This window comes from Streptomyces sp. NPDC031418 (genome assembly GCF_055581605.1).
Genome location: NZ_JBVIJC010000015.1, coordinates 123872 through 147863 on the forward strand (window position 1 = coordinate 123872; position 23992 = coordinate 147863).

20 protein-coding genes and 1 pseudogene are annotated in these 23992 nt (G+C 73.7%); 13 read left to right on the top strand and 8 right to left on the bottom strand.

Translation table 11 applies throughout. The features are described from left to right. The first annotated feature begins 107 nt into the window (after window positions 1–107). Window positions 108–1877: a serine/threonine-protein kinase gene (locus ACZ5CZ_RS23265; RefSeq protein WP_385843407.1), complete on the top strand. Its 1770-nt coding sequence runs from the start codon at window positions 108–110 to the stop codon at window positions 1875–1877. 5 nt (window positions 1878–1882) lie between these two features. On the opposite strand, the pseudogene ACZ5CZ_RS23270 reads toward ACZ5CZ_RS23265, so the two are convergent. Then, a pseudogene (locus ACZ5CZ_RS23270) lies at window positions 1883–2800 on the bottom strand (AraC family transcriptional regulator); the annotation flags it as partial. 71 nt (window positions 2801–2871) lie between these two features. Here ACZ5CZ_RS23270 and ACZ5CZ_RS23275 point away from each other — a divergent pair. The 4 genes from ACZ5CZ_RS23275 to ACZ5CZ_RS23290 all read left to right on the top strand — a co-directional run bounded on the left by ACZ5CZ_RS23275 (window position 2872) and on the right by ACZ5CZ_RS23290 (window position 8310). Next, window positions 2872–3780 carry an MBL fold metallo-hydrolase gene (locus ACZ5CZ_RS23275; protein WP_468945588.1) on the top strand — a complete coding sequence of 303 codons (909 nt, stop codon included), beginning with the start codon at window positions 2872–2874 and terminating at the stop codon, window positions 3778–3780. Window positions 3781–3834: 54 nt separating this feature from the next. Then, entirely contained in the window at window positions 3835–4707 is an 873-nt protein-coding gene (locus ACZ5CZ_RS23280) for a serine/threonine-protein kinase (protein ID WP_468945589.1), read from the top strand. Between the two features lie 137 nt (window positions 4708–4844). Beyond that, the gene (locus tag ACZ5CZ_RS23285; RefSeq protein WP_385843411.1) at window positions 4845–6458 is read left to right on the top strand and encodes a succinic semialdehyde dehydrogenase; all 1614 of its coding nucleotides are present in this window, start codon (window positions 4845–4847) and stop codon (window positions 6456–6458) included. 73 nt (window positions 6459–6531) lie between these two features. Further along, window positions 6532–8310 (top strand): GMC family oxidoreductase N-terminal domain-containing protein, encoded by a 1779-nt coding sequence (locus ACZ5CZ_RS23290; RefSeq protein ID WP_468945593.1) that lies wholly within the window; start codon window positions 6532–6534, stop codon window positions 8308–8310. Window positions 8311–8463: 153 nt separating this feature from the next. Here ACZ5CZ_RS23290 and ACZ5CZ_RS23295 read toward each other — a convergent pair whose 3' ends face one another. Together ACZ5CZ_RS23295 and ACZ5CZ_RS23300 are read right to left on the bottom strand one after the other, a co-directional pair. Next, on the bottom strand, window positions 8464–9546 hold the full coding sequence (locus tag ACZ5CZ_RS23295) for an LPXTG cell wall anchor domain-containing protein (protein WP_468945595.1): 1083 nt from the start codon (window positions 9544–9546) through the stop codon (window positions 8464–8466). Between the two features lie 452 nt (window positions 9547–9998). Then, entirely contained in the window at window positions 9999–10256 is a 258-nt protein-coding gene (locus ACZ5CZ_RS23300; protein WP_385843415.1) for a chorismate mutase, read from the bottom strand. A gap of 387 nt (window positions 10257–10643) precedes the next feature. Between ACZ5CZ_RS23300 and guaA the strand changes: the two genes are divergently transcribed. Further along, window positions 10644–12224, top strand: a complete 1581-nt coding sequence (gene guaA, locus ACZ5CZ_RS23305; protein ID WP_385843416.1) for a glutamine-hydrolyzing GMP synthase — start codon at window positions 10644–10646, stop codon at window positions 12222–12224. Between the two features lie 189 nt (window positions 12225–12413). After that, window positions 12414–13208 (top strand): class II aldolase/adducin family protein, encoded by a 795-nt coding sequence (locus tag ACZ5CZ_RS23310; protein ID WP_385843417.1) that lies wholly within the window; start codon window positions 12414–12416, stop codon window positions 13206–13208. A gap of 106 nt (window positions 13209–13314) precedes the next feature. Here ACZ5CZ_RS23310 and ACZ5CZ_RS23315 read toward each other — a convergent pair whose 3' ends face one another. Continuing rightward, window positions 13315–14205: a DUF4429 domain-containing protein gene (locus tag ACZ5CZ_RS23315; RefSeq protein WP_468945599.1), complete on the bottom strand. Its 891-nt coding sequence runs from the start codon at window positions 14203–14205 to the stop codon at window positions 13315–13317. A 190-nt stretch (window positions 14206–14395) separates the two neighbouring features. Between ACZ5CZ_RS23315 and ACZ5CZ_RS23320 the strand changes: the two genes are divergently transcribed. Together ACZ5CZ_RS23320 and ACZ5CZ_RS23325 are read left to right on the top strand one after the other, a co-directional pair. Beyond that, complete coding sequence (locus tag ACZ5CZ_RS23320; RefSeq protein ID WP_468945602.1) at window positions 14396–15676, top strand: hypothetical protein; 1281 nt, start codon at window positions 14396–14398, stop codon at window positions 15674–15676. Window positions 15677–15778: 102 nt separating this feature from the next. Then, window positions 15779–16309 (top strand): DoxX family membrane protein, encoded by a 531-nt coding sequence (locus ACZ5CZ_RS23325; RefSeq protein ID WP_468945605.1) that lies wholly within the window; start codon window positions 15779–15781, stop codon window positions 16307–16309. On the opposite strand, the gene ACZ5CZ_RS23330 is transcribed toward ACZ5CZ_RS23325, so the two are convergent. Continuing rightward, window positions 16300–16515: a hypothetical protein gene (locus ACZ5CZ_RS23330; RefSeq protein ID WP_468945607.1), complete on the bottom strand. Its 216-nt coding sequence runs from the start codon at window positions 16513–16515 to the stop codon at window positions 16300–16302. The two genes, ACZ5CZ_RS23325 and ACZ5CZ_RS23330, sit on opposite strands and share 10 nt — an antisense overlap. Then, window positions 16502–18055 carry a PspC domain-containing protein gene (locus tag ACZ5CZ_RS23335; RefSeq protein ID WP_468945610.1) on the bottom strand — a complete coding sequence of 518 codons (1554 nt, stop codon included), beginning with the start codon at window positions 18053–18055 and terminating at the stop codon, window positions 16502–16504. The genes ACZ5CZ_RS23330 and ACZ5CZ_RS23335 overlap by 14 nt, the downstream gene beginning before the upstream one ends. A gap of 212 nt (window positions 18056–18267) precedes the next feature. Here ACZ5CZ_RS23335 and ACZ5CZ_RS23340 point away from each other — a divergent pair, with 212 nt between their 5' ends. After that, window positions 18268–19557: a PspC domain-containing protein gene (locus ACZ5CZ_RS23340; RefSeq protein WP_385843425.1), complete on the top strand. Its 1290-nt coding sequence runs from the start codon at window positions 18268–18270 to the stop codon at window positions 19555–19557. Next, window positions 19554–20267 (top strand): LuxR C-terminal-related transcriptional regulator, encoded by a 714-nt coding sequence (locus tag ACZ5CZ_RS23345; protein ID WP_385843427.1) that lies wholly within the window; start codon window positions 19554–19556, stop codon window positions 20265–20267. Before ACZ5CZ_RS23340 ends, ACZ5CZ_RS23345 begins: the two co-directional genes overlap by 4 nt. An 11-nt stretch (window positions 20268–20278) precedes the next feature. On the opposite strand, the gene ACZ5CZ_RS23350 is transcribed toward ACZ5CZ_RS23345, so the two are convergent. Further along, window positions 20279–21346, bottom strand: a complete 1068-nt coding sequence (locus ACZ5CZ_RS23350; RefSeq protein ID WP_468945710.1) for a C40 family peptidase — start codon at window positions 21344–21346, stop codon at window positions 20279–20281. A gap of 375 nt (window positions 21347–21721) precedes the next feature. Between ACZ5CZ_RS23350 and ACZ5CZ_RS23355 the strand changes: the two genes are divergently transcribed. Both ACZ5CZ_RS23355 and ACZ5CZ_RS23360 read left to right on the top strand, forming a co-directional pair. After that, on the top strand, window positions 21722–22141 hold the full coding sequence (locus ACZ5CZ_RS23355; protein WP_468945612.1) for a hypothetical protein: 420 nt from the start codon (window positions 21722–21724) through the stop codon (window positions 22139–22141). A gap of 86 nt (window positions 22142–22227) precedes the next feature. Further along, window positions 22228–22581 carry a hypothetical protein gene (locus ACZ5CZ_RS23360; RefSeq protein ID WP_385843430.1) on the top strand — a complete coding sequence of 118 codons (354 nt, stop codon included), beginning with the start codon at window positions 22228–22230 and terminating at the stop codon, window positions 22579–22581. Window positions 22582–22628: 47 nt separating this feature from the next. Here the strand turns inward: ACZ5CZ_RS23360 and ACZ5CZ_RS23365 are convergent, their stop codons facing one another. Then, window positions 22629–23987, bottom strand: coding sequence for a C40 family peptidase (locus tag ACZ5CZ_RS23365; protein ID WP_468945614.1), 1359 nt, complete (start codon window positions 23985–23987; stop codon window positions 22629–22631). Window positions 23988–23992 lie beyond the last annotated feature (5 nt).

Below are 23992 nucleotides of genomic sequence, written 5' to 3' on the forward strand. Positions count from 1 at the left end.
CGGGGCCGGGGCGCCGGACCGAGACGGCTGAAAACCGCAGGCTGGACCGCCCGGTTGGCCGATCGGTGCCCCGGAGCGCATGCGCCCCGTGCGGCATGATGGGGCGCATGGGGACCGAGGGCGCCGACTGCCGGGTGATCGCGGGCCGTTACCGACTGGAGGCACGGATCGGGCGCGGCGGCATGGGTGTCGTGTGGCGGGCGAGCGATCAGGTGCTGGGACGGCGGGTCGCGGTCAAGGAACTCCTCGGGGACGACGCGCCGGCCCAGGACACACGCCCGGAGGGCGACGCGCGTTCCGCGGGCGACCCGCGCGCGGCGGAGGAGGCGCGCGCGGACGACGAGGCGCGCCGCCGCCGCGACCGCATCCTCCGCGAGGCCCGTGCGGTGGCCCAGTTGAGCCATCCGCACATCGTCGTCGTGCACGACGTCGTCGAGCAGGGCGGACGGCCGTATCTGGTGATGGAGCTGATCGACGGCGGCTCGCTCGCGGACCGGATCGCCCGGCAGGGCCCGGTGGACGCCGCCGAGGCCGCGCGGATCGGGATCGCGCTGCTCAGCGCGGTGCGCACCGCGCACGAGGCCGGGGTGCTGCACCGGGACATCAAACCCGCGAACGTCCTGATCGAGTCCGGCACCGGCCGGGTGGTGCTCACCGACTTCGGTATCGCGCAGGTCTCCGGCGCGACCACGCTCACCGAGACCGGGTCCTTCGTCGGCTCGCCCGAGTACACCGCGCCGGAACGGATGGCGGGGCTGCGCAGCGGTCCGGAGTCCGACCTGTGGTCGCTGGGTGCGCTGCTGTGTACGGCGCTCAGCGGCGAGTCGCCCTTCCGGCGCGACTCGCTCGGCGGCATCCTGCACGCCGTCGTCACCGATGACATCCGGCCACCCGCGCAGGCCGAGCCGCTGCTGCCCGTCGTACGGGGCCTGCTGGAGCGCGACCCGGACCGGCGGCTGCGCGCGGCGGAGGCCGAGGAGATGCTGCGGGCCTATCTGGAGACGGGCCGCACCCCGCAGGCACCGGGCGTGGCCGGATCGCCGCCGGCCGGGCACGGCCACCGGTTCGGCGACGCGGTCCGGGCGGTGAAGGCCGCGGCGCACCACCCGCCGACCGAGCGGGACCTGCCGCACCACGGATCCTCCCCGCACCCGCCGGCGGAGCAGTCGCCGGCCCGGTCCTCCACGCGCGGTGTGCTGATCGCGGCCCTGCTCGTCGCCGCCCTGGCCGGGGCCGGCGTGTCGGCCGCCACGCTGCTGCTGCACGGCCGCGGCGGCGGGGGCGGCGGAACCCCGGGCGGTACGGCGACGGCACCGGCGACCAGCCCCGGAACCAGCGGCAGCGGACCGTCCTCCCCGACGGCCACCGGGACGCGCCGGCCGGGGTCCACCGGGCCCGGGGCCACCGCGTCGCACGCGGCCGTCCGCCCGGCGCCCTCCGGGTACCGCACGGCCCACGACCCGGCGGGCTTCTCCCTCGCCGTGCCGCAGGACTTCGTCCGCAGTCCCGAGGGCGAGCGGGTCTTCTATCTCTCGCCCGGGGAGACGTACCGCCTCGGCGTCCGGGCGGGCGACCCGCAGCCGGGCGGGCCGCAGGCCGTGATGGAGGCGTCGGCCGCCAACGGGCCCGCGACGAACCCCGGTTACCGCGACGGCCGGGTCACGGCGACCACCCACCACGGACACCCCGCCGCGCTCTGGGAGTTCACCTGGGACGGCTTCAGCGCGGCACAGGGCCCGCGGCACACCTACGACCTGTGCTGGGAGGAGGGCGGGCGGCTGTACGACGTGTGGGTGTCGGCGCCGGTCGGCAGGGTGCGGGAGGCGCGGGAGTACTTCGACGTGGCGGTCGACACCTTCACGGCCACGGGAGACTGACGCGCCCGGTACCGGCCCGGAGTGATGCCGAACTCCCGGCTGAAGGCGTGCGAGAGGGCGTACGGGCTGCCGTACCCGGTCTCGCGCGCGACCGCCGCGAGCGGCGCGTCCGTCTCGCGCAGCCGCCGCGCCGCCAGCGTCAGCCGCCACCAGGTGAGGTAGGCCATCGGCGGCCGGCCCACCAGGGCGGTGAAGCGGCGGGCGAGGGTGGCGCGCGACACCCCGGCCGCGGCGGCCAGCCGGCCGGCCGTCCAGGGCGCCGCCGGGTCGGTGTGCAGGGCGCGCAGCGCGGCCGTCGTCACCGGGTCGGCCAGCACCGCGGGCCAGGCGCCGGTGTCCGCGCGGGCGGTCCAGGCGCGGATCATGTAGATCAGCAGCAGGTCCAGCAGGCTCGGCAGGGCCAGACAGCCGCCGGGCCGCCGGTCCTCCAGCTCCCGCGCCAGCAGGTCGACGGCCGCGCGCAGTTCGGGCTGCTCGCCGGCCCGGTGCGGCAGATGCACGACCTGCGGCAGTTCGGCCAGCAGGGGATGGGTGCGGCTGCGGTCGAGCCGGTACTTGCCGCACAGCAGCTCGACCTCGGGGGCCGGCCGCGGCAGATCTTCCGACACGGTCGGGAAGGGCGCCGCCCGGCGTGCCGAGACGGTCTCGAAGGGCACCGCCCGGCGTGCCGCGTCCGGGCCCGCCGCCGCGTCGGCGAGCACATGACCGGCCCCGTGCGGCAGCAGCACCACGTCTCCCCGGCCGAGGCGCACCGGCGTGCCGCCCCCGTCCGGCAGCAGCTGACAGGCTCCGCTCAGCACGACATGGAAGCCCGCGCCCTCGTACGGCGCCAGCCGCACGGACCAGTCGCCCCCGACCCGGAGCCGGTCGGAGGAGGGGCTGCCCACCCGGACCGCGGAGATCGCATCGCTCAACACGTCCATGAGACGTCAGCGTATCCGTGTGAGCCACAAGAGCATTGGGACGCTCACTCCCGGCGCCTAGGGTCGTGGACATGGCTGAAGAAGACGACGTACAGCGTTTCCTGATCGGGGACGTCGAGGTGCTGCGGATCGTGGAGTGGCGGGGACCGTACGTGCCCGCCGCCACCCTCGTCCCCGAGGTCGGCCCTCAGGTGTGGCAGGCGCACGCGGACCAGCTCGTCCCCGACCACCGGGAACCCGGCTCGGACCGGGCCGTGGTGGCGCTCCAGACCTGGGTGGTGCGCGGCGACGGACCCACCGTGCTGGTCGACACCGGGGTGGGCAACGGCCGCGAACGGCCCGGCAACCCGCTCTTCCACCACCGGCAGGGCGACTTCCTGGACCGGCTGGAGCGGGCCGGGATCCGGCCGGGGGACGTCGACATCGTGGTCAACACCCACCTGCACGCCGACCACGTCGGCTGGAACACCGTGGACGCCGGCGGGGAGTGGGTGCCGGCGTTCCCCCGGGCGCGGTATCTGCTGCCGGCCGCCGACGACCGCTACTTCGGCCCGGCGGGCGGCTACGCGGGCGGCGTACGGCCCGACGACCGGCTCGTCTACGAGGACAGCGTCGCCCCCGTGCACCGGGCCGGGCAGGCGGAGTTGTGGGAGGACACGTACCGGATCGACGGACACCTGGTGCTGGAGCCGGCCCCCGGACACACCCCGGGCTCCTCGGTACTGCGCCTCGAATCCCGGGGCGAACACGCGGTGTTCGTCGGCGACCTGCTGCACAGCCCGGTCCAGATCCTGCACCCCGAGTGCAACAGCTGCTTCTGCCTCGACCCGCGGCAGGCGGCGGCGACCCGGCGGCAGGTCCTGGAACGCGCGGCGCAGGAGCGGGCGTTGGTGGTGCCGGCGCACTTCGGCGGCACGGGCGCCGTGGAGGTCCGGAGTGAGCTCGGCGGCTTCACCTTCCACCGGCGGGAGACGGCCTGACCGCCACGCCCGTCCGCTTCGACAAGGGCGTGGCGGGCACGGTACTCATGGGACATGACCGAAGACGGCGAACACCCGCCCGACGCACGCCTGATCGGCGGCCGCTACCGGTTGGCCGGGCGGCTCGGGGCCGGTCCGTCCGGCACCGTCTGGCGGGCCCGGGACGAGCAGGAGCACCGGGACGTCGCCGTCAGACAGCCGTTGCTGCCCGGAGACCCGGCGACGGACGAGGCGAGCCGGCGCCTCGCCCGCCGGCTGTACCACGAGGCCCGGGCCGCCACCCTGGTGCGGCACCCCTCCGCCGTCACGGTGTACGACGTCGTCACCGAGGCCGGGGTGCCCTGGACCGTCATGGAGCTGGTCGCGGGCGAGTCCCTGCGGGAGGCCCTGCGGCGCGGCCCGCTCCCGCCCGCCGAGGCCGCCCGGATGGGACTCGCCGTGCTCGGTGCCCTGCGCGCCGCGCACACCGTCGGCATCGTGCACCGGAACGTCAAGCCGTCCAACGTCCTCCTGGAGACCGCCACCGGGCGTGTCGTCCTCACCGGCTTCGGCACGGGTGGCAGCTCCGCCGGTGACACCGCCGCCGGGTTCGTCGCCCCGGAGCGCGCCGCGGGGCCCGGCGCCGGACCCGCCTCCGACCTGTGGTCGCTGGGCGCGCTGCTGCGCACCGCCCTCGGGCCCGCGGACCCCGGCCCGCTGGCACCGCTGCTGGACCGGCTCCAGGCCGAGGAGCCCGAGGCCCGGCCCGGCGCGGCGGAGGTGGACGCCGCACTGCGCGACCACCTCGGCCTGACCGCCGTACCGGACCCCGACCCGCACCCCACCCCGACCCCTTCCCCCACCCCCAGCCCCGCCCCCGACCCCCGCCGCCGTACCCCCCTCGCCGCCCTCGGCCTGCTGCTGGCGAAGAAACCCGGAGTCGAATGATCGTCCGGCGCTCCCCGCCCGTCGCCGCCCTGATCAGCGCATTCTCTGCCAGTGATCGCTGGCGGTGTGTGAGCGCTCGGTGAATCCCCGTTACCGACGGGTACACAAAGGCTCCGCCGCGGCATACCCTGCGCGTCATGACGGACACGCAGTCCCAGGACATCGCCGGTACCAATCCCCTCGCGCCCGCCCCCGAAGGCGCCCGCACCGCCGTCGACGTGGTCACGCCGGAACTGGTGGCCCGGCTCACCAAGGGGGTCGTGGGCTCCGGCCGTACCGCCAACCACACCCCCTTCACCGGCGAGAAGCTGGCCGACCTGCCCGAGTCCACCCCCGAGGACGTCCGCGAGGCCTTCGCGGCGGCCCGGACCGCGCAGGCCGTCTGGGAGCGGACCCCGGTACGGCAGCGGGCCGCCGTCCTGCTCCGCTTCCACGATCTGCTCCTGGAGCGGCAGGCCGAGGTCCTGGACCTGATCCAGCTGGAGACCGGCAAGGCCCGGCTGCACGCGCACGAGGAGATCCAGGCCGTCGCCATCGCCTCCCGCCACTACGGCAGGAAGGCCCCCGCCTATCTGCGGCCCAAGCGGCACGCCGGCGCCATGCCGACCCTGACCAAGGTCACCGAACTCCGTCACCCGCGCGGTGTCGTCGGCCAGATCGTCCCCTGGAACTACCCCCTGGAGCTGTCCGTCGGCGACGCCCTGCCCGCCTTCGTGGCCGGCAACGCCGTGGTGATGAAGCCGGACACGGAGACCTGCCTGACCGCGCTGTGGGCCCGCGACCTGCTGATCGAGGCCGGTCTGCCCGAGGGCGTCTTCCAGGTCGTCCTCGGCGAGGGCCCGGTCGTCGGCCCCGAGGTGGTCCGGCACGCCGACTACGTCTCCTTCACCGGCTCCACCCGCACCGGCCGCGAGGTCGCCCAGAGCGCCGCCGCCCGCCTGGTCGGCGTGTCCCTCGAACTCGGCGGCAAGAACGCCATGCTGGTGCTGGACGACGCCGACATCGAGAAGGCCGCCGCGGGCGCCGTACGGGCCTGCTTCTCCTCCGCCGGCCAGCTCTGCATCTCCATCGAGCGGCTCTACGTCCACGAGTCGGTCGCCGACGCCTTCCTGGAGCGCTTCGCCGCCCGCACCAGGGCGATGCGGCTCGGCAACTCCCTCGCCTACGGCGCCGACATGGGCTCGCTGGTGGGCGAGCGCCAGCTGAAGACCGTGGAACGGCATGTGCAGGAGGCCCTGGCCAAGGGCGCCAAGGCGATCGCGGGCGGAGTGGCCCGCCCGGACATCGGCCCGTACTTCTTCGAACCCACCATCCTCGACGGTGTGGCGGACTCCATGGCGGTGTGCGAGGAGGAGACCTTCGGCCCGGTCGTGTCGGTCTACCGCTTCGCCACCGACGACGAGGCGATCGACCGCGCCAACGCCACGCCGTACGGCCTGAACTCCTCCGTCTGGACGAAGAACGCCCGCCGTGGCGCCGAGGTCGCCGCCCGCCTCCGTACCGGCACGGTCAACGTCAACGAGGGCTACGCGCCCGCCTACGGCAGCGTCCAGTCCCCGATGGGCGGCATGAAGGACTCCGGCCTCGGCCGCCGCCACGGCTCCGAGGGCATCCTCAAGTACACCGAGGCCCAGACGGTGGCCCAGCAGCGGTTGCTGCCGATGGCGCCGTCGCTGGGCATGACGGACGAGGCCTACGCCCGATTCATGAGCACGAGTCTCCGGGTGATGAAGGCATTCCGGTTCAGGTGACCCCCTGGGGGCGCGGGGAACTGCGCGATCAACCACCGACGGCCCGCACGCGAAACTCAACGAGGAGACACCCGTGCCCCAAGACGCCTACGACTACGACGTCGTTGTGGTCGGTTCCGGCTTCGGCGGCTCCGTATCCGCCCTGCGCCTGACGGAAAAGGGCTACAAGGTCGGCGTGCTGGAGGCGGGCCGCCGCTTCACCCGCGACACCCTCCCGAAGAACTCCTGGGACCTGAAGAACTACCTCTGGGCCCCCAAGCTCGGCTGCTACGGCATCCAGCGCATCCACCTGCTGGGCAACGTGATGGTGCTGGCGGGCGCGGGCGTCGGCGGCGGCTCCCTCAACTACGCCAACACCCTCTACGTCCCGCCGAAGGCCTTCTTCGACGACCCGCAGTGGCGGGACATCACCGACTGGCAGGAGGAGCTGAAGCCGTACTACGACCAGGCCCAGCGCATGCTCGGCGTCCGGCTGAACCCGACCATGACCCCGTCCGACGTCCATCTGAAGGCCGCGGCGCAGCGGATGGGCGTCGGCGACACCTTCCACATCGCCCCGGTCGGCGTCTTCTTCGGCGACGGCAAGGACGCCGACGGCACGGCGAAGGCCGCCCCCGGCGAGCAGGTGGACGACCCGTACTTCGGCGGCGCCGGACCCGCCCGCAGGGCCTGCACCGAGTGCGGCGAGTGCATGACCGGCTGCCGGCACGGCGCGAAGAACACCCTCAACGAGAACTACCTCCACCTCGCCGAACGGGCCGGCGCCGTCGTCCACCCCATGACCACGGTCGTGTCCGTCACGGACGACTCCCGGGGCGGCTACGCGGTGGCGACCCTGCCGACGGACCGGAAGAAGAAGGGCGCGGGCCGGACCTTCACCGCGCGCCGGGTCGTCCTCGCGGCCGGCACCTACGGCACCCAGACCCTGCTGCACCGGATGAAGGCGGGCGGCCAGCTGCCGTACCTCTCCGCTCTGCTCGGCCGGCTGACCCGGACCAACTCCGAGGCGCTGGTCGGCGCGCAGACCGACAACCGCCGCTACCGCAAGGCGACCGGCGAGCCCCGGGCGGACTTCACCCGCGGTGTCGCCATCACCTCCTCGATCCACCCCGACGAGAACACCCACATCGAGCCGGTCCGCTATGGCAAGGGCTCGAACGCGATGGGCAGCCTGTCGATCCTCCAGGTGCCGTACGCCGAGGGCTCCTCCCGGGCCCTGGCCTGGCTGGCGAACGCGGCCCGCCACCCCGTGCTGGTCGCCCGCTCCCTGTCCAACCGGCGCTGGTCCGAGCGGACGATCATCGGCCTGGTCATGCAGTCGCTGGACAACTCGCTGACCACGTATCTCAAGCCCGGCGGCGTCGGCAAGGGCCTGCTCACCGCCCGCCAGGGCCACGGCGCCCCCAACCCCAAGCAGATCAGGGCCGCCACGGAGGCCGCGAGCGCGCTGGCCGCCGAGATCAACGGCTTCGCCGGCAGCAATGTCGGCGAGCTGATGGGCACCCCGCTCACCGCGCACTTCCTCGGCGGCTGCCCCATCGGCGACTCGCCGGAGACGGGCGTCATCGACCCCTACCACCGGCTCTACGGCCACCCCGGAATCTCGGTCGTGGACGGCGCCGCGGTCTCGGCGAACCTGGGTGTGAACCCGTCGCTGACGATCACCGCGCAGGCCGAGCGGGCGATGTCCTTCTGGCCGAACAAGGGCGAGGAGGACCCGCGTCCGGCGCCGGGCGCGGCGTACGAGCGGCTGAAGCCGGTGGAGCCGCGGACCCCGGCCGTCCCGGCGGAGGCCTTCGCCGCCCTGCGCCTGCCGTTCCTGGGGATGCCGACGGTCCCGCCGAAGCAGTAGCCCGGCCCGGGGGGGCACGTCCTGCCCGGGGGGTACGTCCTGCCCGGTCCCGGGTACGCCGAGGGGGCCTGCACCCCCCTCCTGGCGCAGGCCCCCTCGGCGTGTCCGCGGGCGGGGCGACGGATGCCGCCCCGCCCGACGGGTGTGACGCGGTTACGCGGCGGCGTTCCCCTTGCGGCGCCGGACCGTGTAGATCGCCCCGGCGCCGACCACGACGGCGACACCGCCGACGAGACCGATGGTCGGCAGCATGGAGCTGGCACCGGTGTGCGCGAGGGTGCCGGTGGGCGCGATCTCGGTGGCACCGCCCTGCGGCTCCTTGCCGCCGGCCGGCTCGGTGCCCTTGCCGGGCTTGGCCTTGCCCGGGTCCGGGTTGCTGCTGCCCGGCTTGAGCACGGTGAACTCGTAGGAGGCGAACGCGTCGTGGACGCAGTTCTTCTCCGCGTCGAGGTAACCGCCGAAGCCCATGCTGAAGCCGTCGCCGGCGGGGGCCTGCGCGGTGATGTCGACCCGCAGCTTGATGCCGACCGTCTGCTTGGGGCCGAGCGGGGTCTCGCCGAAGTAGAGGCCGCCGCCGACCTCGTCGTCCATGGACTCCCAGGCCTTGGTCTGCGGGTTGAAGTACTCCAGCTTGGCGTAGGTGCTCAGCCAGTCCTTCTCGTCGGCGCTCTCCGTGTCGTTGTCCACGACCGCGAGCCACTGCACGGTGCCGAGCGACTGGTCGCTGTGGTTGGCGGCCGTCATCGAGAAGTAGTGCCAGCCGCTGCCCGCGACGATCTTCCCGGGCAGGCCGGAGAGGGAGAGGGTCAGCTGGGAGTCGGGGTCGGACAGGTCGCCGTCCACCGGGCACTCGCTGGGCTCGGCGGTGGGCCTGGCGCTCGGGGACGCCGAGGCCGAGGCGGACGTCGAAGCCGACGCCGAGGCGCTCGCGCTGCCGGTCGCGGAGCCGGAGGCGGTGGGCGAGGCGGAGTCGGACTGCGAAGCGGTCGGGGAGGGGGAGCCGGAGGGCGAGCCGCCGGTCCCGTCCGTCGGGCTGCTCTCCCCGGTGGGGGAGCTGTCGTCCCCGGCCGTGGGGCTGGTGTCGCCGCTGGGGGAGCTGTCGTCGGCGGCCGGGCTGCTCACCGTGGTGGTGGGGGACTCGCCGGTCTCGGCGTACGCCGTCGGAGCGGACAGTAGGGCGATCGGTGCGACGGCTGCCGTCGCGGCCACGGTGACCATGGCGCGGCGAAGCTTCATGAAGACCTCTGATGGGCGGGCGTGCCGCACAGACCGCAGCACGTGTCGGGAGGCCTCCGCGTGTGGGGCGCGGGCGTGGCCGTTGGTTTCGCAGAGGAGACCTGGGGCCCGGGGGGATGGTTGCGCCGCCCTGACGGGATCTTTATATGACCTGGATCACTCACCGGCCGTGCCGGCTCGGACATCCCGCGCATCTGTTCAGTTGTCCCGGCGACCGGCCCCGGGCGTCCCCGGAGCCGGTCGTTCTTTGGGTGACCGGGCTGCTGTCCCCTGCCGTCCGGTCACTTCCTGGAGCGAGGTCCCACGGCGTACGGCACGACCCGTACGCCTCATCGCTCCAGCGAGCCACGCGTGGTTCTGTTCGGGCCCGCCCCTGGCTGGCACGGACACCCCCCTCAACGAGGCGGTGCGCGGGCCGGTCACGCGCCGTACGGGTGAGAGCGGGACCGAACTCAGATGCGACCCCGGCACAGCTCCAGCAGCGTCATGGCGAGGGCCGTACCCGGCTTGCCCAGGGCGTCCCGGTAGCGGCCGAGGATCTCCATCTCCCGGGACAGGTGCACGCGCCGCCCGCCGGCGGCGATCCGGGTCTGCTGCACGACGGCGGAGACGGCCATCCGCTCCTGGATCAGACCGATGATCCGGTCGTCGAGCGCGTCGATGCGCTCCCGGGCGTCGCTGATGGTCGCTTCCGGTGTGGTGGTGGTCATGTCGGGGCTCCTCGGGTGGGATGAGCGTCCCGGAACGACGGAACCCGGAGAACGACAGGCGCCCCGGGCCTTGTCGGCCCGGGGCGCCTGGGAAGTCGCTTGGCGTTCGTTCAGCTCAAGCAGCACGACCATGGCAGCCGGCGGGCCGGGTGCCATAGGTAAAGACGAAGGTCTGGTGCTGGAGCATGTGACCAGTATGCCACGGCGGTACGCGCCCGCCCGGGGGCGTCCACTCCCTGGACAACCCTGGACAACCCTGGACCCGGCCCCCGGCTCCGGTCGGCTTCCGGCCTCCGGGAGGGGCGGCCCAGGGACGTCCGGGCCACCCGCGGCCACCCCGGTAGACTCGTAGACACCGACCCCCGCCCGACCACCAGAAGGCACCCCGTGTCATCAGCGAACCCCGCTGCCGCCGCTCCCGACACCGTCCTGGTCGTCGACTTCGGCGCACAGTACGCCCAGCTCATCGCCCGTCGCGTCCGCGAGGCGCGGGTCTACAGCGAGATCGTGCCGAGCACCATGCCGGTCCGGGAGATGCTCGCCAAGAACCCCGCGGCGATCATCCTCTCCGGCGGCCCGTCCTCGGTCTACGAGGAGGGTGCCCCCCACCTCGACCGCGAGATCTTCGAGGCCGGTGTCCCCGTCTTCGGCATGTGCTACGGCTTCCAGCTGATGGCGCAGAAGCTCGGCGGCACCGTCGACAACACCGGCGCCCGTGAGTACGGCCGTACTGACCTGCACGTCTCCCGCCCCTCCTCCACCCTCTTCGAGGGCACCCCGGACGAGCAGCACGTGTGGATGTCGCACGGCGACGCCTGCTCCGCCGCCCCCGAGGGCTTCACCGTCACCGCGTCCACGGACGTCGTCCCGGTCGCCGCCTTCGAGAACGACGAGAAGAAGCTCTACGGCGTCCAGTACCACCCCGAGGTCATGCACTCCACGCACGGCCAGCAGGTCCTGGAGCACTTCCTGTACCGCGGCGCGGGCCTGAAGCCGACCTGGACCACCGGCAATGTGATCGAGGAGCAGGTCGAGGCCATCCGCGAGCTGGTCGGCGACAAGCGCGCGATCTGCGGCCTGTCCGGCGGTGTGGACTCCGCGGTCGCCGCCGCCCTGGTCCAGAAGGCCATCGGCTCCCAGCTGACCTGCGTCTACGTCGACCACGGCCTGATGCGCAAGGGCGAGACCGAGCAGGTCGAGAAGGACTTCGTCGCGGCCACCGGCGTCCAGCTGAAGGTCGTCGACGCCGAGGAGCGCTTCCTCACCGCGCTCAAGGGGGTCAGCGACCCCGAGGAGAAGCGCAAGATCATCGGCCGTGAGTTCATCCGCGTCTTCGAGCAGGCGCAGGCCGAGATCATCGCCGACGAGGGCCCGGCCGTGGAGTTCCTCGTCCAGGGCACCCTCTACCCGGACGTGGTGGAGTCCGGCGGCGGCACCGGCACCGCGAACATCAAGTCGCACCACAACGTCGGCGGCCTGCCCGAGGACCTCGAGTTCAAGCTGATCGAGCCGCTGCGCAAGCTGTTCAAGGACGAGGTCCGCATGGTCGGCCAGGAGCTGGGCCTGCCGGAGGAGATCGTCCAGCGCCAGCCCTTCCCGGGCCCCGGCCTCGGCATCCGCATCGTCGGCGAGGTCACCAAGGAGCGGCTGGACCTGCTCCGCGAGGCCGACGCCATCGCCCGCGAGGAGCTGACCGCGGCCGGCCTGGACCGGGACATCTGGCAGTGCCCGGTGGTCCTGCTCGCCGACGTCCGCTCCGTGGGCGTCCAGGGCGACGGCCGCACCTACGGCCACCCGATCGTGCTGCGCCCGGTCTCCTCCGAGGACGCCATGACCGCCGACTGGTCCCGGCTGCCGTACGACGTCCTCGCCCGCATCTCGACCCGCATCACCAACGAGGTCCGGGACGTCAACCGCGTCGTCCTCGACGTGACCTCGAAGCCCCCGGGCACCATCGAGTGGGAGTGACCACCCGCGCCTGACGGGCGCGGGGACTCACCGGGCCGCAGGATCCAGGCCCGGTACGGAAGAGGTGGAACGGCTGCGGCGGTTCCACCTCTTTTTCGCGTACGTCATCTTCACAAGAACAGCTCTGCCCTTCTGCGCTGACCGGCGGTAACTTCCCGCGCAGAGAGCAATCCCAGCGCTGGAGGACCTATGCACGGGCCCACCCCGCCCCGGCCGCTCCCCACCGACCAGCTGCGGTTCGCCATGCCGCAGATGTTCGAGTCGGTCGAGGACGAGCGCCGGCACCGCAAGGAACGGCTCGCCGGTGCCCTGCGGATCTTCGGGCGCAGCGGCTTCGAGGACGGGGTCTCCGGGCACATCACCGCCCGCGACCCGGAGTTCACCGACTGCTTCTGGGTCAACCCCTTCGGCATGCCGTTCCGGCACGTCACCGTCAGCGACCTGGTCCTCGCCAACCAGGACGGGCAGGTCGTCGAGGGCCGCTACCACGTCAACCAGGCCGCCTTCACCGTGCACGCCCAGGTGCACGCCGCGCGCCCGGACGTCGTCGCCGTCGCCCACTGCCACTCCGTGCACGGCCGGGCCGTCGCCGCCCTCGGCGACCTGATCGATCCCATCACCCAGGAGAGCTGCGCCTTCTACGAGGACCTCGCGCTCTACGACGCCTACAGCGGTGTCACCGTGGACGCCGAGGAGGGCCGCCGGATCGCGCTCGCGCTCGGCTCCCGCAAGGCGCTGGTGCTGCGCAATCACGGGCTGCTCACCGTCGGCGACTCGGTGGACGCGGCCGCCTGGTGGTTCCTGTCCCTGGAACGGTCCTGCCAGGTGCAGCTCATGGCCAAGGCCGCCGGGCGCCCGGTGCTCATCGACCACAAGCTCGCCGTCGCCACCCGCGAACAGCTCGGCGGCGACCTCGTGGCCTGGATCAACTACCAGCCGATGTGGCAGGACATCAGCCGCACCGAACCCGACCTGCTCAGCTGACCCCGAGGGCCTTTCTTTCGGATCAGGTCGGCTGCGGCACCGGCGCCCTTTCTGACCGACCGCGACGCCGGCAAGATCCGAAAGAGAGGCCCTATAGCGGCACCCGTCAGCAGAACTCCCTCAGTACCACCGCCTTGGTCCGCGCGAACTCCTCGTCCGTGAGCACCCCCTCCCGGTGCAGCCGGCCCAACTCCCGCAGTCGGCGGAGCAGTACGTCATGACGGTCGCCCTGTGCCGGTACGCCCGCCCGCGCCCGGCCCGCACCGCCGCCGTGCCCCCCGCCCGCGCGGGCCGAGGGATGCGGCAGCCGGGCGGTGACGGCCGCGGCGACCAGCGCCGTCAGCAGATCGCGGCGCACGCTGCCCCACAGGTCCAGGGTGTAGGGGTCCCGCTCGGGCGGCAGCTTGGAGAACGCCGTCTCCGGGGTCACGAACCGCAGGAACCCGCCCTCGCCCCCCGAGTTGGGCAGCCACTCCACCTGCACGATCTCCCCGAGCGCGATGATCCGCGGGCCGGTCGCGCGCTTGACCCGGTCGGAGGTGTCGGCCCAGTCGATGCGGACCTGGGTGCCGTCGAAGGAGGCCGTACCGTCGGAGGACCGCACCGACACCGGAACCGGCGGTCCCGGCAGCAGATAGGAGTGCGTCGGCTCCCTGGGCACCTGCTCGATGAGCAGCGCGTGCCGGATCTCCTCGGCGATGTACTCCGCGTTCGCCCCCCGGTCCGCGTCCACCGCCAGCCGGTAGGGATCGGCCGCCTCCGGCAGCCGGCCGCCGGTGGCCTGCAACAGCGGGTCGGCGCCCTCGCGCAACCGCATCCGCAGCCGGCCGCGCTTGCGCTCCGGTTCGTAGCCGACCCCGGACACCGCTTCCAGCGGTACGGCGATCTCCCCGTACGTCTGCCGGAACAGCGGCACCGAGCGGTGCAGTCCCGGGGTGATCCGGATCGTGCTGCCGTCGAAGGCCCAGGTCCCGTCCCGCTGGATGATCTCGGCCATACGCACATTCTCGCAGTCGGGTCAACACGCCGGCTCCCGCATCACCCGTCATGACCCGCTCCGGCGGCCCCACAGGCCCCGATGTAGGGCACAATTCGCTGACGGCACTGGGCAGTTGCATGGCCGTGGCGCGCGCACCGAGGGTGCCGCCGGCCGTGCCGGAAGGTCGCGGGGAAGGCGGGCGTCGGGCGTGGCGGTGCAGGAGGCGAGAGGGGGCACGGGCCCCGACGGAATCCATGAGGGCGGCTGCACCTGCGGGGACTGTCCGCACGGTGCACGCGAGGGACATCGGCGGGCCGTCGCCGCGTTTCTGCGCCGGCGCGACGAGTTCGCGGCCGGGCAGGGACTGCCCGCGGCCGTGGTCCACTCGGCCTCGGCCTCCCGGAGCTGGGTCTCCGAGGAGCTGACCCAGCGGGCGGAGGCCGTCGCCGACCGCGGCCGCGCCGAGGGCGAGGCCTGGCTGGCCCGGCTGTGGCTGCGGACCCTGGCCGTGGTGTGGGGCGCGGTGCTCGGCCTGCTGCTCGGCGAGGCGTTCACCGCGGTCGGCGCCGGCTGGACGGACGCCCGCACCGCGGCCCTGCTCGCCGCGCTCGTCACCGCCCTCTCGCTCAGTGCCGCCTGCTGGTTCCACCGGGCCCGCGGCGGGGCGCTCGCCCCGGTGATCGGCGAGGACAATCGCATGTCCACCTCCCGTACGGTCGCCGTCTGCTGGGTGCTGTTCCTCGGTTACGCGATCCTGCTGCTGGCCGGCCGCCTGGCCGCCGCCTCCGACCACGCCGAACGCGACGCCCTCATCTCCGGCCTCGACCTGGCGCGCGGAGCGGGCACGGTGACCGTCCTCGCCGTGGTCTGCGGCATCGCCGTCCTGGTCCGCCGGGTGGTCGGCCTGCGCATCCTCGCCCAGCGGCTCCAGAAGCTGCCGGCTCACCGGCCGCGCGCCGCCGACCTGCTCACCGACGACTCCGGCCGGGGCGCCTTCACCGACATCCAGTACGTCGCCATCAGCGCCGTCGCCCTGCTGTTCGCCGCCGTACGGCTCGCCCGCCGCCCCGACCAGCTCCCCGACCTGCCGTGGGGACTGGCCACCGTCGTGCTGATCTCGGCCGCGACCTACCTGGCCGGCAAGTACGCCGAGGGCGGCCGCCCGGTCATCCTCTCCGTGGTCCGCGCCCGGGAACCCGGCGACCTGGACGGTCCGATCCGCACCGGCGACGACATCGAGATCCGCGGCAGCGGCTTCGTCCCGCCCGGCGCGCACACCGCCGACCGGCTGGCGCGCACGGTCGTCCGGATCGGCGCCGTCGACGTCCATGTCCCGCTGGTCCCCGTCACGGGTGGCTTCCGCAACCCCACGGACACCGTCCTGACCGTGCCGGTACCGGCCGATGTGGAGCCCGGCACCGCCGAGATCCAGGTGGTGACCGCGGCCGGGGTGGCGACCAACCGGTGCATCGTCCACATCACCGAGTGAACGAAACACGGCAGGACATCCGGCCCGGGGGTTGAACCGGCCCCGCCCGCCCTACGTATCGTCGGACAAGGGGGCAGTGCGGGAGAGAGGCGGCTGACGGCGATGACTCACGGTATGCGATCCGACACGCATCCAGCCTGGCTTGGCGACCGCCGCGGACTGCGGGACACCGCCGCCCACTACGCCCTGCTGCCCCTGCGCGTCTTCCTCGGCGTCACCTTCGTCTACGCCGGGCTGAACAAGCTCACGGACAGCGCCTTCCTGAAGTCCGGCGGCGCCGGTTCGATCGGCGACACCATGCGCGCGGCCCGCGACTCCGCCGCCGTCCCGGCCCTGATCGACCTGGCCCTGAAGAGCCCGGTCGGCTTCGGCTACGGCATCGCCCTCGGCGAACTGGCCGTCGGCATCGGCACCCTGCTCGGACTGCTCGGCCGGGTGGCCGCGCTCGGCGGCGCCCTGATCTCCCTCAGTCTCTGGCTGACCGTCAGCTGGGCCACCACCCCCTACTACTACGGCAACGACCTCGCCTACCTGATGGCCTGGCTGCCCCTGGTCCTGGCCGGCGCCCCCTACCTCTCACTGGACGCGGCCTGGCGAGCCCGCCGCCGCGCCCGCACCGGCGGCTACCGTTGACCTTCCCCGGCGCCGGCCCGTCTGCGTATGCCCCGGGAGACGGCCGCCGTGACAACCGCCAGACAGAGCCCGCCCACGACCAGCGGCAGAACACCGAACCACGGTGCGTTCCACCAGCCGGCCGCATCCCCGGCGAAGACCACGCCGGTCGCGGTGAGGAAGAGCCCGGCGACCAGCCTTCCCGGCTGGAACTCATGACGCAGCACGACTGACCTCCACCTGTCCCACACCGACCCCGAGCGTGAGGTCCAGGGTGCCGGTGCCCCGGGCTCCCTTGACCGGGGCCAGCGTCACCGTCCTGTGCCTGCTCGGCTGCACGTCCACATCCTTGCTGCTGTCACCGGGCAACCGGATGTCGCCCACGCCCACATCGATCTTCATCCGGACGGCCGACCCGGCGGGCACGATCACCTTCAGCTGTCCCGCGCCCACATGGGCCTTCGTGGCGACCGTCTGCCCCTTGGCCGGGTGCACACCGGTCAGGTCCAGCGTCCCGCGTCCGGTCCCGAGGTCGTACGCCGGATGTATCGGGGCCGTCGCGGTGGGCGTCCAGGTGGTGTTCCGCCAGTGCGTGGTGATGTCTTGGGGGAGGGCCGCCGCACCGGCGAGCAGCGCGGCGGTGACGATCGCCAGGAACACCGTCCCGGCACCGGTGCGGCCCAGCAGCGAGCTGACCGCGAGACCCAGCCCGAAGACCGCCAACGCGCAGGCCAGACCGGCCTCCAAGGTGGCGCCCAGCGGATGCGTGTCCCAGGTCAGCCCGGTGCCCAGGCCACCCGCGACCAGCGCCAGCAGGAACACCCAGCCGCCGATCCAGCGCGGGCCGCGCGGGCCGCTCGGTCTCGGGGGCGCGGGCGGCGGCTGCTGCCGGGCGCCGGGGTGGGTCCAGGGGAGGGGGATGCCGAGGTCGACGCCCGAGGGCACGTCCCGGTCGCGGGCGTCCCCGGGTCCCCACAGATACCCGGTGCCGCCGACATGGGTGCCGTCCTTGACGATCGGGTCCCGCCACCACGAGGGGTAGGAGATGACGACGGGTGGCGCCTGGGCCTCCGGCGGGGCGTCGGCGGCGGCCTGCGCGGCGAGAGGGTCGGGATCGGAGGCGCCGCGGCGCCGCGACCAGTACCCGGCGCCCGCCAGCAGCAGCGAGAGGACCACGGTGAAGGCCAGCACCCCGCCGTTTCTCAGCATGGTCAGGAAGAGCCCGCAGCCGACCAGCGCGAACAGCACGGCGGCCAGGGCCTGGCCGTCCACCCGGCCGGTCAGGAGCTTGCGCAGCTCGTTCTCCTCCTCGTCCGCGTACGGCACCAGGAGCCAGGCGAAGCCGTAGAAGATGAGGCCGATTCCGCCGGTCGCGGAGAGCACGGCCAGCGTGATCCGGAAGATCACCGGGTCCATGTCGGTGTGCCGGCCCAGGCCCGCGCACACGCCCGCGATCATCTTGTGCCCACGGTCGCGCTGGAACCGGCCGAAGGCCGCGCCGGCGTCCTGCTCCGGCTCCTGCGGGCCGGTGCCCGGCTGCTCCTGCGCGTCGGTGCCCGGGCGGGTGCCGCGGCCGCCGGGGCGCGGGTCGGTGCTGCCGGTGCCGGCGGTTCCGGTGCCCGGGCTGGCGGTGTCGGTGGCGCCGGTGCCGGCCGCGTCCGTCTTCCCCGTCGCGGCGGGCGCGGCATCCGTCGGCCCGGTGCCCGGGGCCGGGCGCGGGCCGGGGCCGGGTCCCGGACCCGTCGCGGCGTGCTCGTGATCCGTCATGCGTCCATGGTGACGGCCCGGCCGCCGCCACGGCAGTCGGGAAGACCCTGGCCGAACCCTGAGATCGGCCCTGACACGAGCCAGGGCAGCGGTCGAGCGGCCCCGGCGGGCCCAGGACACCGCAGCCCCGGCCCCTGCTCGGGGAAGATCAGGGGTGTCTCCGGGGCCGACCCTGATGCCCCGCCCCGCCACCCCGTGTGACCATCGATGCCATGCCGGAAGCCGCAAGCCCGCCCCTCGACGACCCGCGGCCGCCGCGCAAGCTCTACCGCAGCAGCGACGGACGCTGGCTCGGCGGAGTGGCGCGGGGCCTCGCCGGGCACCTCGGGCTGCCCGTCGTCTGGGTCCGGCTCGCCTTCGCGGGCCTGTTCATGGCCCACGGATACGGAGCGCTGCTGTACGCGGCGTTCTGGTTCTTCGTCCCGCTCGGCGTCGGCGGGGTCGCGGCGCAGAAGCAGTCGCTCGTCGCCACCGAGACCGCGCCGGACGGCCGCCGAAGACTCGTGACCCGCAAGCCCGACCGGGGCCAGATCGTCGCCCTGCTCCTCATGGTCGTCGTGTCCGTGGTCTTCGTGACCAGCGTCGACCTCGGCGGCGTGGCCAAGGCGTATCTGCTGCCCGCCGTGCTCGTCGCGGCCGGTGTCGCCCTGGTCTGGCGGCAGGCGGACAACGCCCGCCGGGCCCGCTGGGTCGAGGCCGGCCGGCGCCGCCGCACCCTCACCCTGGTGCGCGCGGCCGCAGGCGTCCTGCTCGTCACGGCCGGTGTCTCCGCCATCTTCGTCCTCCAGGGCTCGGCCGCCCATCTCGGCGCGGTCCTCCAGGCGGCGCTCGCCGTCCTCGTCGGCATCACCCTGCTCGCCGGCCCGTACCTGGTCCGGATGACCCAGGACCTGTCCGAGGAACGCCTGATGCGCATCCGCGCCCAGGAGCGCGCCGAGGTCGCCGCCCATGTCCACGACTCCGTGCTGCACACCCTGACCCTGATCCAGCGCAACGCCGACAACGCCGGCGAGGTGCGCCGCCTGGCCCGCGCCCAGGAGCGCGACCTGCGCACCTGGCTCTACAAGCCGGAGGGCACCGGCAAGGACGAGGCCGACGAGCCGGACACGGTCGCCGAGGCCGTGCGGCGCAGCGCCGCCGAGGTGGAGGACAAGCACGGAGTGCCCATCGAGGTCGTCGTCGTCGGCGACTGCCCGCTGGACGACAGGACCGGCGCGCAGATGCAGGCCGCGCGCGAGGCGATGGTGAACGCCGCCAAGTACGGTGGCGAGGGCGGTGCCGTACAGGTCTACGCCGAGGTCGAGGGGGCGACGGTCTTCGTGTCCGTGCGCGACCGCGGCCCGGGCTTCGACTTCGACTCGATACCCGCCGACCGCATGGGTGTCAGAGAATCGATCATCGGTCGCATGGAGCGCAACGGCGGCACGGCCCGGCTGCGGGCGGTGCCGGGCGGCGGCACCGAGGTGGAGCTGGAGATGGAGAGGGCGGAGAGGACGTCATGAGCGACGCGAACGAGGCGAACGGCACGGCGGGGGCGGGGGAGCCGGCCGGGCGGCACGTACGGGTGGTGCTCGTCGACGACCACCGGATGTTCCGCGCCGGAGTGCAGGCCGAGATCGGCCAGACCGCCGAGACCGGGGTCGAGGTGGTCGGCGAGGCCGCGGACGTCGACCAGGCGGTCACGGTCATCACCGCGACCCGGCCCGAGGTGGTCCTCCTCGATGTGCATCTGCCGGGCGGCGGCGGGGTCGAGGTGCTGCGCCGGTGCGCGGCGCTGATGGCGGACGCCGAGCAGCCCGTCCGCTTTCTCGCGCTGTCCGTGTCGGACGCGGCGGAGGATGTGATCGGCGTGATCCGCGGCGGCGCCCGAGGCTATGTCACCAAGACCATCACCGGCTCCGATCTGGTCGACTCCATCTTCCGCGTCCAGGAGGGCGACGCCGTCTTCTCCCCGCGGCTGGCCGGGTTCGTGCTGGACGCCTTCGCCTCCACCGACGCCCCGCCGGTGGACGAGGACCTGGACCGCCTCACCCAGCGCGAACGCGAGGTGCTGCGCCTGATCGCCCGCGGCTATGCCTACAAGGAGATCGCCAAGCAGCTGTACATCTCGGTGAAGACGGTCGAGTCCCATGTCTCGGCGGTGCTGCGCAAGCTCCAGCTGTCCAACCGCCATGAGCTGACCCGCTGGGCGACGGCCCGCCGGCTGGTCTGAGCCGGGGCGCCTCAGACCACCCGGGTCGCTCCCGCGAACGGCATCTCGTCGACGGGGGCGATCCGCACCGGCGCCGACGGGTTCGGGGCGTGGATCATCTGTCCGTTGCCGATGTAGAGCCCGACATGGCTGATGCCGGAGTAGAAGAACACCAGGTCGCCCGGCTGGAGTTCGGAGCGGGAGACGCGCCGGCCGGCGTTGATCTGGGAGTAGGTGGTGCGGGGCAGGGAGACCCCGGCGGAGCGGTAGGCGGCCTGGACCAGGCCTGAGCAGTCGAAGGCGTTCGGGCCGGTGGCGCCCCACACATAGGGGCTGCCGAGTTTGGCGTAGGCGTAGGCGACGGCCGTCGCCGCGCGGGGGTCCGGGGCGGTGACGGAGCCGGTCGGGTCCAGCGGCTGCCGGGGCTCCGGGGCCGACCGCGAGGCGGGCCCGGAGCCGGTGCCGGTGGCGCCGGTGATGTGGTCGCGCTGGCGCGGGGTGAGCCCGGCGAGCAGTCGCCGGGCCTCGTCCAGCTTGCGGGTGATGGTGGTCTTCTGCCGTCGCAGCTCCGCCTGCCGGGAGCGCAGCGACGCCAGCTCGACGCGGGCGGCGCCGCGCAACCGCTCGATCTCCCGCAGCTGTTGCCGTACCCGCGAGACCGCGGCCGCCTGCCGGTCGCCGGCCCGCTCGGCGAAGGCGGCGCCGTCCAGATACCGGTCCGGGTCGCTGGACAGGGCGAGTTGCCAGGCCGGATCGATGCCGCCGGAGCGGTACTGCGCCGCGGCGAACGAACCGAGCGCCTCCCGGGCCGAGTTGAGTTTCTGCTCCTTGCGGGCGGCCTCGTCGCGCAGTGAGTTCAGCCGCCGCTGCCCGGCGTCCGCCTTCTCCTTCGCCCCGTCGTACTTCTCGGTGGCGTCCTCGGCCTCCTGGTACAGCTTGTCCACCTTCGCCTTTACCTGCGCCGGCGTCAGCTGCGGCTCCGCGTGTCCCGTGCCGTCGAAGGCGGTCGCGGTGGCCGCGCCCGCCAGGGCGAGGGTCGCGGCCGTGCGGGCCGTATGGCCTCCGAGGGGGCGTTGCCGGGGCTTGCGATGCGCTGCCACCTGGACCGTCACGTCCTTCCGTCCGGGTCGTACGAGCGGGCCGTCCGGGCCCCGGCGGCGGCCGGCACAGGGGGAGCGGGCCGCCGCCGGGCCTTTCTCGGCGGTGGTGGCCGGCTGCCGCCCCTGGCCGGGCGGCGTTGGGGAGCCGGTCACCTGGGGGAGGACGCTAGGCCTGACGGTGACAAGTCGGTAACGCGGTGTACGGAACTGGTCGGGAGGGACCGGATCCCAACCGAGGATGACCGAATGCGCCGCCCGGAGTCGTCGCCTTCACGCAGCGTGGTGACCGAAGCGCGGAAAAGGGAGACGGGGGAGGGTGATGGGGTGCTATGGCACGGATATATGCAAGATCGACAGCGGTGTAGGGAGCCGAGAGTGGACCCGGGACACCGGCATGCCGGCATCCGGCTTCCTGAAGGGTCCTGGTGGGACTGGGACGTCATTGCCTGGGACGCGGCCGAGTTCCGGCTGGCGGCCGGGTATGACCTCAGCTACTCCCACGGCCTGGAACTGGTCTTCGGGGACCCGGCCTTCGTCACGTGTCCGGCGCAGTTCGCCGACCCGGTCTTTCGCACCCCGTCGGAAGACGAGCTCGCGAGAGTCACTCGTCAGCTTGGTGAGATACCGCCCGTGCTCCTCGCCTTCGAGGCGGACGCGGGCGGGCCGGAGCCGGTCTCCTGTCTGATCGCTGCGGAGCGGGTTGAGGTCGTACAGGAAACCGTCCTGCGGTACTGGCGTGCCGACGCGGTTCCCGGGCAGCGGTTCGCGCCGTGGGTACGGCCGCCGGCGCTGTAGGAGAACCGGGCGGGTGGCCCCCCGCCTGGCGGGCACGGCACCCTGCCGTCCGGGGGGCTGTGGGGGACGAATTAGGCTCCGGCCCCATGGACGTACTCATCCATCTCTTCGTCGGCCTGCACATCATCGGTATCGCCGCGCTGCTCGGCGGTTTCCTCACCCAGATGAAGGCGATGGGCCAGGGCACGGCCCGGTTCGTCCCCGGGATGCTGCACGGCGCGCTGACCATGCTGGTCACCGGCGTGGCCCTGGTCGGCCTGAACCAGGCCCAGGGCGCGCACATCAACACCATCAAGATCGGCATCAAGCTGGCGCTGCTGATCGTGATCCTCGGCCTGGTCTATGTGAAGCGCGACGAGGAGACGATCGACAAGGGCCAGTTCGGCCTGGTCGGCGCCCTCACGGCGACGAACGTGTTCATCGCCGTGCTGTGGACCTGACGGCCGCCGGTGCCATGAAGCGAGTCGCGCGCCCCGGTCGTCACCGGTCAGCCCGGGCGCACCACGCTGTGGACGAGTGACTCACCCCAGCGGTACACGGAGTCCTCACGGATGTACGCGCCCGGCTCGGGGGAGTGGATCATCATGCCGTTGCCCGTGCAGAGGCCGACGTGGCTGCTGTCGTCGTAGAAGAAGACCAGGTCACCGGGGCGGGCGTCGGCGAGCGGCACGGGCGTGCCGGAGGCCGCCTGGTCCCGGGCGGAGCGCGGAAGGGTGACGCCGGCGGCCTTCCAGGCGGCCTGGGTGAGGCCGGAGGCGTCGTAGGAGCCGGGGCCGCTGGCACCGGACACGTACGGCCTGCCGATCTGGGCGCGGGCGAAGGCGACCGCCAGCTCGGCCCGGGTGACCTGGGCCCCGTACGCCGGACCGGCACCCTCCGCCCGCTTCCGCCCCGCGAGCGCGGCCGAGCGGGCGTCCGCCTCGGCGGTCAGCCGGAACAGCAGCTCCCGCGCGGTGGCGAGCTTGCGCTGGACGGCGGCCTTGGCGGTCTTCACGTCGTACGGGGCGGCGGCCGATGTCGCCGTGCCCCGGTCGGCGGCAGCCGGTATCGGCGTGCCCCGGTTGGCGACAGCCGATGCCAGCGCGCCCCGGTCGGCCATCGCGCGCGTGCCAGGGCGCTCGCCCCGCGGACCCGCATCGGTGACCTCGCCGAGCGCGTCCCGGCCCGCGTCCCGGCCGCGCGCGTTCCCGCCGGTGGTGGCCCTGGTCCGCTCCGCCGCGTCCTTCACGCGTGAGGCCAGCCGGTTCATCACCCGGCTCGGCGCGAAGTGGTCCTGCGGGAACTCATCGAGCAGCGAAGCGGCCACGTCCGGCGCAGCGGCGAACGGCACCAGGCCCGCGCGGGCCCGGGCGTGCCGCCCCGCGGGCCGGGCGCCCCCCGCGCGCGGGTCGTCCTGGCCCGGGTCGTCCCGGCGCGCTTCCGCCGCGTGCGCCGGTCGCCGCGCGGCCGACGCCTCCGCGGAAGCGGCATGGGCCCCCTGCCGGGCGGCTCCCGGCTCCTCGAAGCGGGTGCCCTGCCGGGCGGCTCCCCGCTCCTCGAAGGGCGCCCCCTGCCGGGCAGCCTCCGCCGCCTCCGCGCGGGCGCGCTGGCGGGCGGCCGCCGACTCCTGCGAGCGTGCGCGCTGCCGGGCCGCCGGTTCCGCCTCCGCGGCCGAGTCGGCGCGGCGGTAGAACTCGTCGATCTTCTTCTCGATCTCCTCCAGGCTGGGCCTGCCGTCGGGGGCGGGGACGGCCTCGGCCGTCTGGGACAGGACGGCCACGGAGGTGAACGCGGCGGTGGCCAGGGCGGGGCCGCGCAGGCCCGGTCCATGGGTGCCGCCGGGCCACGGCTTGCGGTGCGACGCCAAAAGAG